General features: G+C 39.0%; 15 protein-coding genes and 1 riboswitch. Of the genes, 8 read left to right on the plus strand and 7 right to left on the minus strand.

Annotation, left to right across the window (positions count from 1 at the left end; all coding sequences use genetic code 11):
• Positions 1-170 precede the first annotated feature (170 nt).
• From AC2VNP_RS10305 to AC2VNP_RS10325, 5 genes are all read right to left on the minus strand, one after another.
• Complete coding sequence (locus AC2VNP_RS10305) at positions 171-1,262, minus strand: class II aldolase/adducin family protein (protein WP_486917254.1); 1,092 nt, start codon at positions 1,260-1,262, stop codon at positions 171-173.
• Positions 1,243-2,517, minus strand: a complete 1,275-nt coding sequence (locus tag AC2VNP_RS10310; protein ID WP_486917255.1) for a zinc-dependent alcohol dehydrogenase — start codon at positions 2,515-2,517, stop codon at positions 1,243-1,245. The genes AC2VNP_RS10305 and AC2VNP_RS10310 overlap by 20 nt, the downstream gene beginning before the upstream one ends.
• 395 nt (positions 2,518-2,912) lie before the next feature.
• Entirely contained in the window at positions 2,913-3,035 is a 123-nt protein-coding gene (locus tag AC2VNP_RS10315; protein ID WP_486917256.1) for a hypothetical protein, read from the minus strand.
• Between the two features lie 52 nt (positions 3,036-3,087).
• Entirely contained in the window at positions 3,088-3,813 is a 726-nt protein-coding gene (locus AC2VNP_RS10320; RefSeq protein WP_486917257.1) for a YwaF family protein, read from the minus strand.
• Positions 3,814-3,955: 142 nt separating this feature from the next.
• Entirely contained in the window at positions 3,956-4,153 is a 198-nt protein-coding gene (locus AC2VNP_RS10325) for a hypothetical protein (protein WP_486917258.1), read from the minus strand.
• Positions 4,154-4,320: 167 nt separating this feature from the next.
• Between AC2VNP_RS10325 and AC2VNP_RS10330 the strand changes: the two genes are divergently transcribed.
• The gene (locus AC2VNP_RS10330; RefSeq protein ID WP_486917259.1) at positions 4,321-6,036 is read left to right on the plus strand and encodes a DUF6612 family protein; all 1,716 of its coding nucleotides are present in this window, start codon (positions 4,321-4,323) and stop codon (positions 6,034-6,036) included.
• A 107-nt stretch (positions 6,037-6,143) separates the two neighbouring features.
• On the opposite strand, the gene AC2VNP_RS10335 is transcribed toward AC2VNP_RS10330, so the two are convergent.
• Together AC2VNP_RS10335 and AC2VNP_RS10340 are read right to left on the minus strand one after the other, a co-directional pair.
• Positions 6,144-6,338, minus strand: coding sequence for a hypothetical protein (locus tag AC2VNP_RS10335; protein ID WP_486917260.1), 195 nt, complete (start codon positions 6,336-6,338; stop codon positions 6,144-6,146).
• 17 nt (positions 6,339-6,355) lie between these two features.
• Positions 6,356-7,636, minus strand: a complete 1,281-nt coding sequence (locus AC2VNP_RS10340) for an acetyl-CoA hydrolase/transferase family protein (protein WP_486917261.1) — start codon at positions 7,634-7,636, stop codon at positions 6,356-6,358.
• Between the two features lie 155 nt (positions 7,637-7,791).
• Positions 7,792-7,975: riboswitch (cobalamin riboswitch) on the minus strand.
• A gap of 301 nt (positions 7,976-8,276) precedes the next feature.
• Here AC2VNP_RS10340 and AC2VNP_RS10345 point away from each other — a divergent pair.
• From AC2VNP_RS10345 to AC2VNP_RS10375, 7 genes are all read left to right on the plus strand, one after another.
• On the plus strand, positions 8,277-10,115 hold the full coding sequence (locus tag AC2VNP_RS10345) for a beta/alpha barrel domain-containing protein (protein WP_486917262.1): 1,839 nt from the start codon (positions 8,277-8,279) through the stop codon (positions 10,113-10,115).
• 44 nt (positions 10,116-10,159) lie between these two features.
• Positions 10,160-10,684, plus strand: coding sequence for a type 1 glutamine amidotransferase domain-containing protein (locus AC2VNP_RS10350; protein WP_275120198.1), 525 nt, complete (start codon positions 10,160-10,162; stop codon positions 10,682-10,684).
• Between the two features lie 80 nt (positions 10,685-10,764).
• A complete protein-coding gene (locus tag AC2VNP_RS10355; protein ID WP_486917263.1) occupies positions 10,765-11,667 on the plus strand; it encodes a PhzF family phenazine biosynthesis protein in 903 nt (300 codons plus the stop codon).
• A 14-nt stretch (positions 11,668-11,681) separates the two neighbouring features.
• Complete coding sequence (locus AC2VNP_RS10360; protein ID WP_486917272.1) at positions 11,682-12,287, plus strand: pentapeptide repeat-containing protein; 606 nt, start codon at positions 11,682-11,684, stop codon at positions 12,285-12,287.
• An 86-nt stretch (positions 12,288-12,373) separates the two neighbouring features.
• Positions 12,374-13,354: a ring-cleaving dioxygenase gene (locus tag AC2VNP_RS10365; protein WP_486917264.1), complete on the plus strand. Its 981-nt coding sequence runs from the start codon at positions 12,374-12,376 to the stop codon at positions 13,352-13,354.
• Positions 13,355-13,369: 15 nt separating this feature from the next.
• The gene (locus AC2VNP_RS10370) at positions 13,370-13,978 is read left to right on the plus strand and encodes an alpha/beta hydrolase (RefSeq protein WP_486917265.1); all 609 of its coding nucleotides are present in this window, start codon (positions 13,370-13,372) and stop codon (positions 13,976-13,978) included.
• A gap of 21 nt (positions 13,979-13,999) precedes the next feature.
• The gene (locus tag AC2VNP_RS10375) at positions 14,000-14,302 is read left to right on the plus strand and encodes a hypothetical protein (RefSeq protein WP_486917266.1); all 303 of its coding nucleotides are present in this window, start codon (positions 14,000-14,002) and stop codon (positions 14,300-14,302) included.
• Positions 14,303-14,967 lie beyond the last annotated feature (665 nt).

A 14,967-nucleotide genomic window follows, 5' to 3' on the forward strand; every position in this document is an offset into this window, starting at 1 on the left:
GGCTCAGAAAGTGTAATTCATTGAATTTTTGTAATTACCGTTCCCAAAATCTATAAACTAAACACACCTCTTTACCGTTAAGATGTGTTTAGTTGCATATAATCACGTAGTGGAGCCCCGACAACAATAGGATTGTCGGGGCTAATTAGATGTTACCAATAGGTTTCACATTAATTCATTGGTACTTGGCGGTTAATTTTACCGTCAATCCGTTCAAATATATCCTCTAAGCTTGTCCCAGTAATCGTAAGCCCATGATTTTTGAGTCCGATGACCGCTTGGGAAGGGTTTTCTGATTCACGAACAAGTTGTGCGACTGTTTTGGCTAATTCAACTGTACCGCATGGGTAATTAATTTCCGTTGCTGTGATCCCGTCCATCCATGCGTGGATATGGACGATCGCTCCAACTTCAGGGTGTTCTTTATAAATCATCCAATGTTCAATTGCGTCAACAGAAGCTCGTTTTGGTGTTACTTCAGGTGGAACACTTACTTCAATTTTATTGTCTTTTGAGTTATATCCTTTTATAAATAAAATGTCTTGTCCAATTGTATTCATGTTCGATTTATCAATGCCGCTAGCACTCATCCAGAAGTGGTTCTCATCTTGTCTTGCACTTAAATTCCCGTAGCTTAAACCACCAATACCATATAATTTATGTAAATGGCGCATATCTCGTGGTGTTAAATATTCATCAATCGGGAATGGAGCAGGAAGAAGATCCATTTTATCGAGCTTCTTCCCAGATTGTTTTAATTGTACACTGACTTCATCTCCGTTCCATAACGGTTCTGGTAAGTCAAAGTGAAAGTCATTGTCAATGACAAGTTGAGATGAAGCAAGTGGCTCTAAGCGTTCATATATTTTCTGGAAGAGTCTTGATTCATCATCGCCTTGTTTGTACTCAATTTGATAGCAGCCTTGTTCGGGAGTTAAAAAGTAGAAGGTTGTCGTTCCCGCGTTATGGTTTACAAACATTAAATGGTTGGAAAGAGATCGAATTAAATAAGGATATGCCTCTTTAAACACATTTTCCATAACTCCTTCATTTTCTAAAATCGAAACGACAAATGTGGCTTGTGCTTTTCTTCTAAAAGGACGACACGATTTAGGGTCGGTAAAATTCAGAACGAGTCGCAAGTCTTCATCGACATCTTCCAAAAGTGTAAATCCATTTCGACTGAAAACCTCTTTCATCCCTTTTTCTAACCATGCCATAAATGAAGTTTCAGTCGTTCCATTAACTAGAAATGTTTTCATGCTGATTGCCTCCTCTGTTAATTGTGTTCCCATGTTCAAATATAACTTTCATTACGGAACTACTACCTTTATTAGTTGCTGTATAAATCGCTTCCTTATAATTTTCGAGTGGGAAGCGGTGAGAAATCATTGGTGATAAGTCGACTTTTTTCTGACGAATTAAATCAATAGCAATCTCAAGAGTACGCATCGTTTTACCTTCGTATTCTCCGGTGCTATAGGCAAAACTTCCTTTCACCTCAAGCTCGTTCAGCCAAACCGCAGTCCAATCTATTCCATCGATAATACTTGCTAATCCGAGGAGAACAACTTTTCCACCACTTTGAGCAAAGCGCAGAGCGTCATTAATACTTTGCTTTTTACCGACACATTCATATACGATATCTGCACCACCTTCAATGACAGGTGCGCCATAAATCGGTTTTAGAACTTTTGCATCTAAAGTTTTGGCGGTCTCATCAATGTATGTTCCGTTTCGAGTAAGATAAATGACCTCATCAGCCCCGAATGTTGTCGCAAGATCGCCTTGGAAACGGTGTTTGACAAGTGCAGTAATATGACAGCTAATACCGAGCGCACGTATGGCAGCGATGACCGAAATGCCAATGACACCTGCACCGATTACGAGAACACGATCTTGAGCTTTTGGCTTATTTTTTAATACCGCATGAAGTGCACAGCTGAATGGTTCGATCAGAACTCCATTTAAATCATCAACTTCATCAGGTAAAGGTAAAACTTGGGTATTATGAGCAACGAGGACAGGCCCCCAGCTCCCACCAGTATCCTTACAAGCTCCAATTAGTAATCCAGGTGATATATCTCCTTCAGTCATATGACTGCACAAACTAAATTCTCCACGTTCGCAAGCTTTACAAGGTGTTTTAAAGCCCCGGCTCATACACGATAAGATTGGATCAATTACGACGCGATCCCCTTTTTTTAGATGCTTGACATTTTGACCTGTTTCTAATATTTTTCCAACTACTTCATGTCCTACTGTAAAAGGAAACGAAGCATAAGGGGAAGTAGCTGGACTATCATTGAGGAAAATTAAATTTAAATCACTTCCACAAATGCCACCATAGGTTACTTCGACTTTAACCCAGTCTTCATTTGGAAGATTTGGTTCTTGAACTTCACGTAACCGTAAACAAGACAGACGTGGATGCCAATAGAGAGAAGGCTTCCACCTTCCAACGACTTTGCTAAAGACATAGCGTGGAATACTATAATCAAACTGTAACGATTTCACAAACCCACCTCCTGAGAAGCATGGATATACTTTCCTTAGTATCTAATATTTTTAACATTACTCCCAATTTTATGCAGTGAGGGAGAGAAATTTTACCAATAGTAGTTATCCTATTATATATAGTGAGATCGATTAATAATTTTTGGGTTAGGGATTCGTAGTATATTTGGTCGGTGGGCATTAACTTTAAGTGGAGAGGGTAAGGGCTTTTTACAAGGTTTTGATGATAGAGTGTATGATGTCGTAAACGATTATTGTTATATGTGGTTACGGTATAGTGAGGATGGGATAATTTGATATGGTAAAGGGGAGTTCGTAACAGAATACTGAGAGGGATTGTTTGTTGAACTCCACCTTAAGGAAGATAAATGGGAAAGAAGTGAATTAAAATTGTATTACAGCTTGGCAGTTGGGTCACCGTGCTCATCGTAGCACCATTCATCATTAAGAAGGTGTTCGTACTCTAACTCAAATAGTGCGATTAAAAAGGTAGATATTTGTTCAATAATCTTATTCAAGTTGAAAACCTCCTCTAAAATATTCTTATTAATTTGTACAAAAAATCTCAATTTATACATGAGGAGTTGATGATTGTAATTTTCTTTTCAGGAAAAAAGGTAAGTAAAGGAGAGTAAACATGAAAATGACGATCACTTCAAGAGATAGGATATACCAAGGGTACGGACCGAGCCAATCAAGGATGCTAGGGTTATCGGGTTTTCTCGCTAAAAACATATAATTAGCACCTGTCCAATAATTTACCCAAAAAGCAATAAATGCAATGCTGTTTAGAAAAATGAATGATTTAACGGCCGATTTCCATGTGACAGTAAATTTTTGTACCCAAATCATGTAGAGAATAGCAAGAATAATGGCAATGTGAGCAATAAAAAAATGTAAAAATCGATAGTGTGGAAATGTGTAAAACAATTCTGGTGTGATTAATGCTTGCAAGGCACCTCCAATACCAAAAAAATAAAGGACTTCAAAGATACGATAAGAACAGGTAATGAGCATGATGGAACTTAAATAAATGCTAATTGTACAAAGTTGCAGTGGTAAATTGAAACGGATATCCCACAAGCCAACAGCAATACTCCAAAAAATAATACTAAGTTCGGAAAGGACAAGTACAGCGAGTATCCCCCACCGCACATGAGACATGTAACTCTTACGTCGATGAACAAACATCCAAACGATAGACAGTGCAAATAATAGTAATGAGGCTGCGTGGGCAGGAGATAAAAATACCGTTCCCTTCATATACGCTGAAGGCTCAAAAAACTCCACGATCATGAAGCATACCACCTAGTTATAGAATATTCAGCAGAGGGTACCACGTACCTTCAGTCATTTAAAGTACTAATAGTTTAATGTTTTAGTGTATAAACGGTGCCAGGTACCTTTCTAAAGGTACCTGGCACCGTTCGGTTTTGGTTTATTGGCTGGATGAGTTTTGTTTGGTTTTTTTCTTTTGACGTTCTTCTTGTTCTTCGAGTTTTATGTCTTCTAGTGGTGGTTCATCAATTGGCATAATCATCTGGTCTCGCTTTAACTGCTCGTCCCAATCTTCCTTAAACGCATGGGATCTTTTGTTTCGTTTTTGGAGTTCTAGTTCTTTTTGTTTATTTTTCATCACTTATCCCTCCTTATTCATCTGTACCCGTGAAAAATTTGTAGTAAACATTGGATTTTGTGGTATTATTGAAATCTAAAAGAGGATTTCTATAGAGTTTTATCTAAATTGAATTATACGGATTAGCCGTAAAAATAAGAGTGACGAGGACTTTGAAAGGGGAATACATGCGTTTTAATCATTTATTTATAGCTGCTTTGCTACTGAGTGTCTTAGCATTCGTTGTTGCCTGTGAGGAAGATAGCGAGCAGTTAACACGAGAAGAAATTTTACAACATTCGATTGAGGTAATGAAGAAAATTGAAACTTATTCCTTTGAAATGGATGCCATTACGAATGAAGCAGATATGGGGACGTTAATCTCTTACTTAAGTGGAACAGCAAAAGTTCAGCCACCCGAAGCTCATATCGAACGGTCATCGAAAATATCAGGAACGACAATGAAGTCAGAAGTCTATATCACAGGTGGAGAAACGTACTTTTTAATGGATGAGGAAAGTGACCTGTGGATTAATGTATCACCTAAAATCCATGCGCTTGAGCCAGTAGAAGAAATTGAACTTATATTAAAAAATATCGATTTATTCCATTTTACAGAAGATAATAATGGCTACCGTTTTTCTATTTCCACTAATGAAGAGGAAATGTTATCTTTATGGAAGGGACTGTTTCCATTTTACTATGTGATGGATGACCCGCTCTTTCATACGATGATCCATTCGATTCGAACAGAAAATGGTCCTACTTCATTTACTTATGAAATGATCATCGATAAAGAAACGTTTCATCGGACGTCGGCAATGCTGGAATATACCTTTAATTTGAGTATACTCGATGTGGATGCTGAAAATGATGAAGTTAAAAATAAGATGATAGAAACATTGTATATTTCTTATAATGCATTAAACGAAACAGATGAGGTAACGGTACCTCAAACGGTGATTGAAAATGCAAAAACGTACGGGGATATATTTTTAGGTGATCGTGACCTGTTAGAAGAGCAAACTGGATTTCTTACGGGAGAAAAAGGAAATAGCGATGGAAATCACTTAAATGGATCGTATTTTGCAACCGATGGCGAAGCTGTTTATTATTCCAACTGGATGCAAGAAAGTGGAATTTATAAATGGACAGATGGACAAGAAGAAAAGGAACTTATTTCTGATGTACTAGCTAAAGATTTAAATGTAATGGGAAATTGGCTGTATTATTCAGATGAAAGAGACCGCTTCAACGTATATCGGATGAAAATAGACGGAACAGAAGTAGAAAAAGTATCAGATGACTATGCGATAGATTTACGTGTAATGGATGGTTGGATCTTTTATAAAGCTAATAATCCATTAAATAATAAACAATCTCTCTATATGGTTTCTGAGGACGGTGTAAAGATTCAACTGATCGATGATCTTTTCCGATATAGCATTTACGAGGATCAAGTCATTTATCAAACAGAACCAAAAGGTATCCTTTATGTCGTTGGGGTTGATGAACTAGGGCAGACACATCCTCCAAGAGTGATTGATTATCCGGTCAGAACGTTCATAGTGGAAGACGATTGGATTTATTTTGAGAGCGCATTAGATGGTGCTAAACTATATCGTGTTCAACTCGACGGAACAAATACAAAACTATTATCGACGTATGAAAGCCAAGGGTTTAATGTGGCCGGAGATATTTTATATTTTACAAATGTTACAGAAGATCATAGTTTATATAAAATTGATTTAAACACGTTAGAAGCTGAAATGCTCGATGAACGTGGATCACATATTCATATTATTAACGATCAAATTTATTACTCTAAACATATAAGTGCATTGCAGCTTGGCTGGTTCCAGATGAATCTTGATGGAACAAATATGGAGCGTGCCCCGTTTTAACTTATAAGAAGTAGTGATTTACTTAAAAATGAACGAACACTCAAAAAAGCGACAAAGGAATCAGTCTCCTTACGTCGCTTTTTTACCTCTTTATAAGGTTAATACACTCAGTTAGCAAACTTCCAATGTTCAACGGCTTGTTTAAATGCCGCGTCTAGTGAGTCGATCTGAAGGTTAAGCTCTTCATTCTCCTTAAGATCGTTTTTCAAACTTTCATAGCTTTCTAGCAATGTATTGAAGTTGGGGTTCGTTACGAGAACGCCTAGTAAATGATTTAAATAATATTCTGTATAGTTTTCCACGATATAACCCTCCTTGTTTAAAGAAATCCCATACGCTGAGCGGTAAAAGTAAGTTCCTCACGAAATCTAGGGTGGGAGATGTTAATTAATGCCCTTGTACGTTCTGAAATGGTTTTGTTTCTTAGGTGGGCCACACCGAATTCCGTAACGATAAAGTCTACATCGTTTTTAGAGGTTGTCACGACAGATTTATCATGAAGATAAGGAACAATCTTTGAGATCTTTTCGTCTTTAGTTGTCGAGTGTAAACAAATAATTCCACGGCCATCCCTACATAGTGTCACACCTTTTCCAAAATCAGATTGACCGCCAGATGAAGAATAATAAGTTCCTTTCACCACTTCTGAATTACATTGCCCTAAAAAATCGACTTCAACAGTACCGTTAATCGTTACAAACTGTTCAAATTGAGCAATTTGCTTAATACTGTTCGACTCATTAACCGGGATCATACATAGGGCAGGGTTTTCATGCATGAACTGGTAGAGTCTCTTGCTGCCAAAAGCAAAGGTTGCCGTTGAAATTCCTTTGTAAAAAGGTTTATTTTGATTTGTTATTGCGCCACTTTCGTATAAATCTACTAAACTATCAGGGAACATTTCGGTATAAACACCTAAGTGTCTAAAGTCCTTCAAGTGCTCCATTACGGCATTTGGTATGGACCCAAAACCTATTTGGATTGTATCTCCATCTTTAATTAAGTTAGCAATATTTCGTCCGATCGCTTTATCTTTTTCAGAAATGACCGGTTTCCCAGTTTCAGCTAACGGTGAGGTGTGTTCTACAATGGCTTTAACTTGGGATATGTGAATTTGATTTTTACCATACGTTCTTGGCATATTGTCATTCACTTCAACGATAATTGCTTTCGCATGGTTGACCAATGCTGCTGTGTAATCACAGTTTGTACCTAAGGAAAAATAACCTTCGTTATCAATCGGTGACACTTGAGCGATAATGATTGGATTTTTGACTCTTGTTTTTAACATCTTTGGCAAGTTCGAAAAGTGGTTAGGTAAAAGATCAATCATCTTTTTAGTATAAGCTTCCCGTTCATGTGAATTTAAAAACATGGATACAATTTTGAGTTTTTCTTTTGCTAAAGGTACGACTTTTCGTAGAGAGAGCATTTGATATAGTGTATTATTATCTAGGCCTTCAAATTCCATTAGTGCTTCTATTAAAGCTGGCGGTTCCCCTACAGCGATCGGTGCTATGATCTCATCACCTGGTTCAATTAATTGAACGGCTTTGTTTGCACTCATTACTTTTTCTTGATAGGTTGATAGCATTAACATTCGGCATTCGCTCCTTATATGTTATCTTTTATGTACGTAAATAAAAAAACACACTCCCATATGTCAATGAGAATGTGTATGTTTTAGGTCGAATCCATTGCTATCACAATTAAAGCTTCCATCCAAAACACCTCCCCATCCTCGTGGGTAAATAACAGTGTTGCTCTTTAATGGCAGGTCTCCTGGCTTCGATTCAACACATGCTTACATCCTTCCCATCTTAATGACAGTGGACTAATTTGTACGCATGCTCATCGTTACAGTGGCGGGACCGCATCGGATTTGCACCGACTTCCCTTTTAAACTTGTTTAACAAGTACCATAAAGCACAATATTCTGTTGTTGGGTTTCATTATAACACTACGTTTTCAGAAAAAACAATCAGTAATTTTTTGATGGTTTATAAAAATTGAGTAAACCTGTTTTAGATAATATATAAGAATACTAGTTATATCGTGTATAATTTGGTAAAGGTCCATATTTGGATTGTATGGAAGTAAATGCACCTTCAATAGCAGTAGCAGAAAGCGTTGGTTTCGAGCTACATTATTAATATACCGTTTATGAATTTCCACTTACATAGAAGTAATTGAGCTTGCTGCTTTTAAAAAGAGCTACCTTAAAGAAAGGAGGGAGAGTAATGCCTGATTGGTCCTACCATGTCCTTTTTAAGCCGTTACTGTCTAGACTATCACCTTATCATTCGAGAGAGTTTATCCATAGGGGAATGAACCGAATATCGTCAATCCCCGGTGGACCTCATTTGATCAATTTCCTCGGAAGAGAAGAGTCCTCGCCACTACTGATGAAAGAAGTAGACGGGAATCTACTAAGTAACTCGATCGGTTTCGCTGGAAAAGTAGACCCGTTACTATCTGGAACGAAGGCGTTTACGAATTTGGGATTTGGATTTATTGAAATTGGACCGGTAACAAAAGAGCCTTATTTAAAAGGTGAATTTCCAGTTATTCATGAAAAAGCTAACTATATAGAATTTACCCAACATTACGAATCTATTGGTTTAGAAAAGACGTTGGTGAAGTTAAAAAACTTGCAACGAAAACAACCTGTTTTTATTCGAATAGCTGATAGTGAAGATAACCAACCTGCGATCATGAATGCGTTAGAAGATCAGGTAGATGCATTTATTCTAGAGTTCAACCCAAGTGTTCCAATTACGTCCTATTCAACGAAAAAACCGATTTACATAGCAATCAAATCCAATCAACTAAATGATGAAACGTTCCATTTAATCAAGGAACAGTTCAACGGGATCGTATTAGATGAACAGCCACACAAAGACGATCAGTACAATTTAACGGAGCATTTAAAAGCGATCCAATATTTAACAAATCATAATTTTAATAAAACAATCATTACCGTTGGCGGGGTGACTGAGCCTGGGGATGCTTTGACTTTACTTCATGAAAATGTAGATTTAATCATGCTCTCTGGCGGGTATGTTTTATCAGGACCAGGTCTGCCGAAACGTATTAAAGAAGCGCAACTTTCAGAAATGGAAAACATTAAAACGTCGCATCAAGGGTGGCTGTGGTATTTTTTATTTGGATTATCGATTATGATAGGTGGGCTTATTACACTATTCATTAGCATGTCGGCAATTATTCTTCCGTATGATGAATATTTTTTAGAAATGGACCGAGGAACGATTTATGCGTTTAATGAGCGGATTCTATATTTTATGGCACACGATCGAATGACTCTCGCCGGAACGATGATCTCAGGTGGGATCGTTTATATGGGGCTAGCGAGGTATGGTATACGTTTTGGGTTGAAATGGGCAAAGCAAGCGACGGATGCTGCGGCTATCATTGGATTTCTAGGTATTTTCCTTTTTATCGGGTATGGCTATTTTGATTGGCTTCATCTAGTATTTTGGCTTGTTTTATTGCCCTTCTATGTTGTAGGTTTTGTGAAAACAAAAGAAATGAATGGTACACCAAAATCAACCAATCGATCCAATCATACGATTTGGAAGCAAAGTTTATTCGGTCAGCTAGCATTGGTTATTCTTGGCTTCTCATTTGTACTAGGTGGTTTTATTATTGCCTATATCGGAATAACAAACGTATTTGTCGCGACAGATCTAACTTACATTTGCATGCCGCCTGAAATGCTTAACCAGTTTAATGAGAGGCTTATTCCTGTAATAGCTCATGACCGAGCAGGATTCGGTGGCGCATTGCTTAGTGTCGGGCTGTTAATTCTGATGGTTGCGTTATGGGGTTTTCAACAAGGAAACAAGTGGGTTTGGTGGATGTTATTCATTGGTGGAATTCCAGCTTTTACAGCAGGGATTGGCGTTCACTTTGCGATCGGATATACCGATTTTGTTCATCTCGTCCCAGCTTATTTTGCACTTGGATTATATGTTGTTGGATTGCTTTTTTCGTATTCATTTTTCCATTTAAAAACTGAAATGCCTAGAGCGTCTCATTTGCATTCTCTATCGCAATAGTAGAAAATAAAACCAGTCTACTACTTGTCAAAGGAGGAAATGAATTGAAACTAGAAGGAAAAAAGATTATTCAACTCGTTAGCGATGACTTTGAAGATTTAGAGTTATGGTATCCGGTTTTACGCTGCCGGGAAGAAGGGGCAACCGTACATATTGTCGGTGAAAAAGCGAATGAAGAATACATCGGGAAGTATGGTGTACCGATCGTAAGTGATATGGCTTTTGATGAAGTAGATGCTGAGAAATATGATGCAATTCTTGTACCTGGTGGCTGGTCACCGGATAAATTAAGGCGTTATGAAGATGTTTTACAGATGGTACGAATATTAAATGAGCAAAACAAGCCCATTGGACAAATTTGTCATGCAGGCTGGGTATTAATCTCAGCGAAAATTTTAGATGGGAAGACGGTTACGAGTACACCTGGAATAAAAGATGATATGGAAAATGCAGGGGCTACATGGGTAAACGAGCCAGTCGTAGTTGATGGGAACCTCGTTTCAAGCCGCCGTCCACCGGATTTACCAGATTACATGCGAGAATTTATTAAAGTAACATCCGAAAAATAATATCACGTTAACTTAAGATACGATGCAGTTCTAGTTGGGGTTACTGGAGCTGCTTTTTATTTGAAAAAGAGGTGCTGACTATGAAAGAAATTCAAGTTTACCATGTCGATGCATTTACGAACGAGCCCTTTGGAGGAAACCCAGCCGGTGTTGTCCCTGATGCAACTCAATTAACAGAAGATGAAATGCAGAAAATCGCTCGTGAGCTAAATTTATCAGAAACTGCATTTTTAATGACGACAGAAGATATAGATGTGGACTTTCGCGTGCGCTTTTTTACGCCAACTCAAGAGATTGATTTTTGTGGACATGCGACACTTGCCGCGGCTTGGACGATGGCAACAGAACATGGATGGTTAGACCGTGCTACTTCTATCCATTTTAAAACAAATATTGGAGTTGTACCGATTGATTTTATTAAGAAAGGTCAGGAACTTCAATCTGTCATCATGACGCAGGCCACACCGCAAGTCAAAGATATTGAAACAGACTTCGAGACCATTTGCGAGTTGATTGGTATATCAGTAAGTGAAGTCGATGCAAACTACCCGATCAAACTTGGATATACCGGAAATTGGCATTTACTCGTTCCGATAAAAACTCGAAAGGCCATTGATGCAGCTATGCCAACCATGGAGCTTTTAAAAGACCATAATATAACACGAGGAATATGTACGACGCACCTTTTTACATTCGACAGTGAGGAAGCAGATTTGAAGCTATATACACGTGATTTTGCGCCAGCTGTCGGAATTGCGGAAGATCCTGTTACAGGGTCGGCAAATGGTGCATTAGCAGGTTACCTTTTGTTAGAAAACATACTAGACAAACATACTGAACATGACTTTTTGATTGGCCAAGGGCATGCTTGTGGTCGTCCAGGTCAATTACATATAAAAACAACATCGAATGAAATTGGACCGGTTATCCAAGTAGGCGGAAGTGCGGTTTGTACAATAAAAGGCACATTAAGGTTGAGATAGGGGCTCTTTGAATGATGGATACATTTATCGAGGAAGAATTTGTTGAGAAGGATTTTACAACGGTAGAACTTCGCGAAGCTGAATTTGCAAGTTGTGTTTTTATCCGGTGTCGATTTCGAGGCTGTCACTTAGAAGAGATCGCTACCGTTCGCTGCCAATTTATAGACTGTGATTTTACAGGGGCACACTTAAATGCATCTTCCCATAACGGTTCATCTTTTACGAATTGTTTATTTAGTGCGGCGAATTTATTTGTAGCTGTTTTTAGGGAATGTAAAATGACAGGAACTGATTTTGCAGAAGCGAACTTAGACGGTGTGACGATCGATGGAGGGGATTGGTCGTATACGAATTTACGCTATGCCAATTTAGCGAAGCAGAAGTTACGAGGAATTAAGCTAGCTGAAGCTGACCTGACAGAAGCGAATTTAGAAAAAACAGATTTAAGAAATGCTGATTTAACGAGATGCAGACTGAGTAAAGCTAAGTTAAATGGTGCTGATTTACGTGGAGCCAATTTAGAGGGTGTTGATTTTAAATCCATGGTTGTAAAAGGAGCACGAATGGATATGAGTCAAGCGGTGTCCTTTTTACGATCTTACGGAGCAAAAGTCGAGTAATAAAGGTCTAAAGCAGTATTCTTTACAGTCAAAATGTGAAGTACTAAACTAAACGTAAGGTAAATGAAGGAAAGGCGTGACACACGATGCAATTAAAACCGTTAAAAGGGCAACATCACGTTTCAGCCATTACAGCCGATGCGAAAAGAAACTATAATTTTTATACGAAAACATTAGGAATGCGCCTCGTTAAAAAATCGATTAACCAAGATGATACATCGGTTTATCATTTGTTTTATGCAGATGAACGAGGAAACCCTGGCACAGACTTAACCTTTTTTGAGCTGCCTTATGCAGGACAGACGCATTACGGTACAAATAGTATTAGTACGACGTCACTACGAGTTCCAGGTGATGCCTCTTTAGACTACTGGAAAAAGCGGTTTGAAGAAAAGAACGTCGAACATGATGAGATTTCTGAACATACAGGCAGAAAAACATTAGCGTTCCGTGACTTTGAAGGACAGCGGTTAATGCTCGTTTCAGACGAGAACGATGCTGGTGTTGCTGGAGGAAAGCCCTGGGATGAGGCTCCAGTGCCTACTGAACATGCGATTTATGGACTGGGTCCTGTAATTTTAACTGTAGCAAAAGCAGACCGATCTGCTGAAATCCTGACCGAGCTTTTAGGTTACCGAGAAAAAGGCTCGTATCCTTCGCTAGTCGCTGGACAACCGGATGTAAGAGTGTTTGAAACAGGTGAAGGCGGATCAGGGGCAGAAGTTCATCTAGAAGAACGCACCGATATCCCGGTAGAAAGACAAGGGCGAGGCAGTGTCCACCACGTCGCTTTCCGAGTGGAAAATGAGGAGGAATTACGTCAGTGGGCTATTTATTTGAAACAATTGCGAATACCGAACTCTGGTTTCGTTGAAAGGTATTATTTCAAGTCATTGTATTTCCGTGAGGCGAATGGAATATTATATGAACTTGCGACTGATGGGCCTGGTTTTGAAGGAGACGAATCGTTTGAGCATTTAGGAGAGAGATTATCACTTCCACCATATTTTGAACATCAGCGTGAAGAAATTGAAGCGAAACTCAAGCCTTTAGAAACGAAAGAATAGGGGAGGAACAAAAAGATGCAACATGTATTTATAGAAGGGTCAGATAAACAAGCTCCAACGTTATTGTTATTACACGGAACTGGTGGAAACGAGCGGGACTTATTGCCATTAGCTGAAATCATCGCGCCGCACTGTTCGGTTTTAGGCGTTAGGGGAAATGTATTGGAAAACGGAATGCCACGCTTTTTCAGGCGTCTAAGCGAAGGTGTATTTGATGAAGAAGATTTAAAATTCCGTACAAAAGAGCTTCATGAGTTTATCGATGAAATGGCAGATAAGTACGGTTTTGATCGAAATCGAGTCGTTGCGATCGGTTATTCGAATGGGGCAAATATTGCTGCGAGTTTAATGTATCATTATGATAATACGTTAAAGGGTGCAATACTTTTCCATGCCATGGTACCGCTGCGAGGTGTAGAGCTTCCAGATTTAAGTCAAACTGGGGTTTTTGTAGGTGCAGGAAAGCGTGATCCATTAATTCCAGCGGATGAGACAAAAGAGTTGATTGAAGAACTCCGAAAAGCTAACGCCGAAGTGACTGAGCATTGGGGCGAAGGTGGTCACGAATTAACAAGACAAGAAGTGGATTTGGCCAAAGAATGGTTTGACGCACAATACAAATAGGAAAAGGCGGCTTGATAATGTATGTTTCAAAACGTGTTAGATTCATTAGATGTTGCGCTAGCCGACTGGGGATTGATGCAGCAAACTTCCGGTGATGAAGGAGCAGAGCATGCCGAACGATTTGAACGTCATTTCTATGATTTCATTGATGAGTTTGAAAAGTGGTTTCGTACGCTTGATCCGCAGCCGAAAGAATTAGAAGACGCGGAAGGCTTAAAGGAAGTGGAGCGGATTGAAGACCTTCTTCCTGGTCCACTGCAGTTGAATTTTACGATGGAGCTTGAACGAATTATCGATGGCTATCAGACGACAAGGTTTGATTAATAGTAGAGGTAGCTTGGAACAAGTCCTATATCTATAGTGATGTAGGACTTGCTTTACTGTTAGCCCTATTAATTTTAGTTATTAAATTCTTCTAGCATTACCATTAACTTACACATAACAGCCGCTTGTGAACTGAATTCTACTGGTATTTTACAACAGTGCACGCAAAACGGCCAATTGCCAACCGGATTCTCCTAGTATATTCCAACAGCGCACACGAAAAGGCCGTATGCCAACCAGATTCTCCTAGTATATCCCAACAACGCACACGAAAAGACCAATTACCAACTGAATTCTCCTGGTATTTTCCAATAGCGCACACGAAAAGGCCGTATATCGACCGCATCCTCCTAGTATATTCCAATAGCGCACACGAAAAGGCCGTATACCGACCGCATCCTCCTAGTATATTCCAATAGTGCACACGAAAAGGCCGTATGCCAACCGAATTCTCCTAGTATATCCCAATAGCGCACACGAAAAGGCCGTATGCCAACCAGATTCTCCTAGTATATCCCAATAGCGCACACGAAAAGGCCGTTTACTAACTTAATTCTCCTTGTATGTTCCAACAGCGCACACGAAAAGGCCGTATGCCAACCGAATTCTCCTAGTATATCCCAACAGCGCACACGAAAAGGCCGTATGCCAACCAGATACTCCTA

This window comes from Alkalihalobacterium sp. TH-98 (genome assembly GCF_057473385.1).

Coding starts and splice junctions, on each gene's coding strand:
- AC2VNP_RS10305 (WP_486917254.1), bottom strand. CDS start 1,262: ATGAAAACATTTCTAGTTAATGGAACGACTGAAACTTCATTTATGGCA.
- AC2VNP_RS10320 (WP_486917257.1), bottom strand. CDS start 3,813: ATGATCGTGGAGTTTTTTGAGCCTTCAGCGTATATGAAGGGAACGGTA.
- AC2VNP_RS10325 (WP_486917258.1), bottom strand. CDS start 4,153: ATGAAAAATAAACAAAAAGAACTAGAACTCCAAAAACGAAACAAAAGA.
- AC2VNP_RS10330 (WP_486917259.1), top strand. CDS start 4,321: ATGCGTTTTAATCATTTATTTATAGCTGCTTTGCTACTGAGTGTCTTA.
- AC2VNP_RS10340 (WP_486917261.1), bottom strand. CDS start 7,636: ATGTTAATGCTATCAACCTATCAAGAAAAAGTAATGAGTGCAAACAAA.
- AC2VNP_RS10345 (WP_486917262.1), top strand. CDS start 8,277: ATGCCTGATTGGTCCTACCATGTCCTTTTTAAGCCGTTACTGTCTAGA.
- AC2VNP_RS10355 (WP_486917263.1), top strand. CDS start 10,765: ATGAAAGAAATTCAAGTTTACCATGTCGATGCATTTACGAACGAGCCC.
- AC2VNP_RS10360 (WP_486917272.1), top strand. CDS start 11,682: ATGGATACATTTATCGAGGAAGAATTTGTTGAGAAGGATTTTACAACG.
- AC2VNP_RS10365 (WP_486917264.1), top strand. CDS start 12,374: ATGCAATTAAAACCGTTAAAAGGGCAACATCACGTTTCAGCCATTACA.
- AC2VNP_RS10370 (WP_486917265.1), top strand. CDS start 13,370: ATGCAACATGTATTTATAGAAGGGTCAGATAAACAAGCTCCAACGTTA.
- AC2VNP_RS10375 (WP_486917266.1), top strand. CDS start 14,000: ATGTTTCAAAACGTGTTAGATTCATTAGATGTTGCGCTAGCCGACTGG.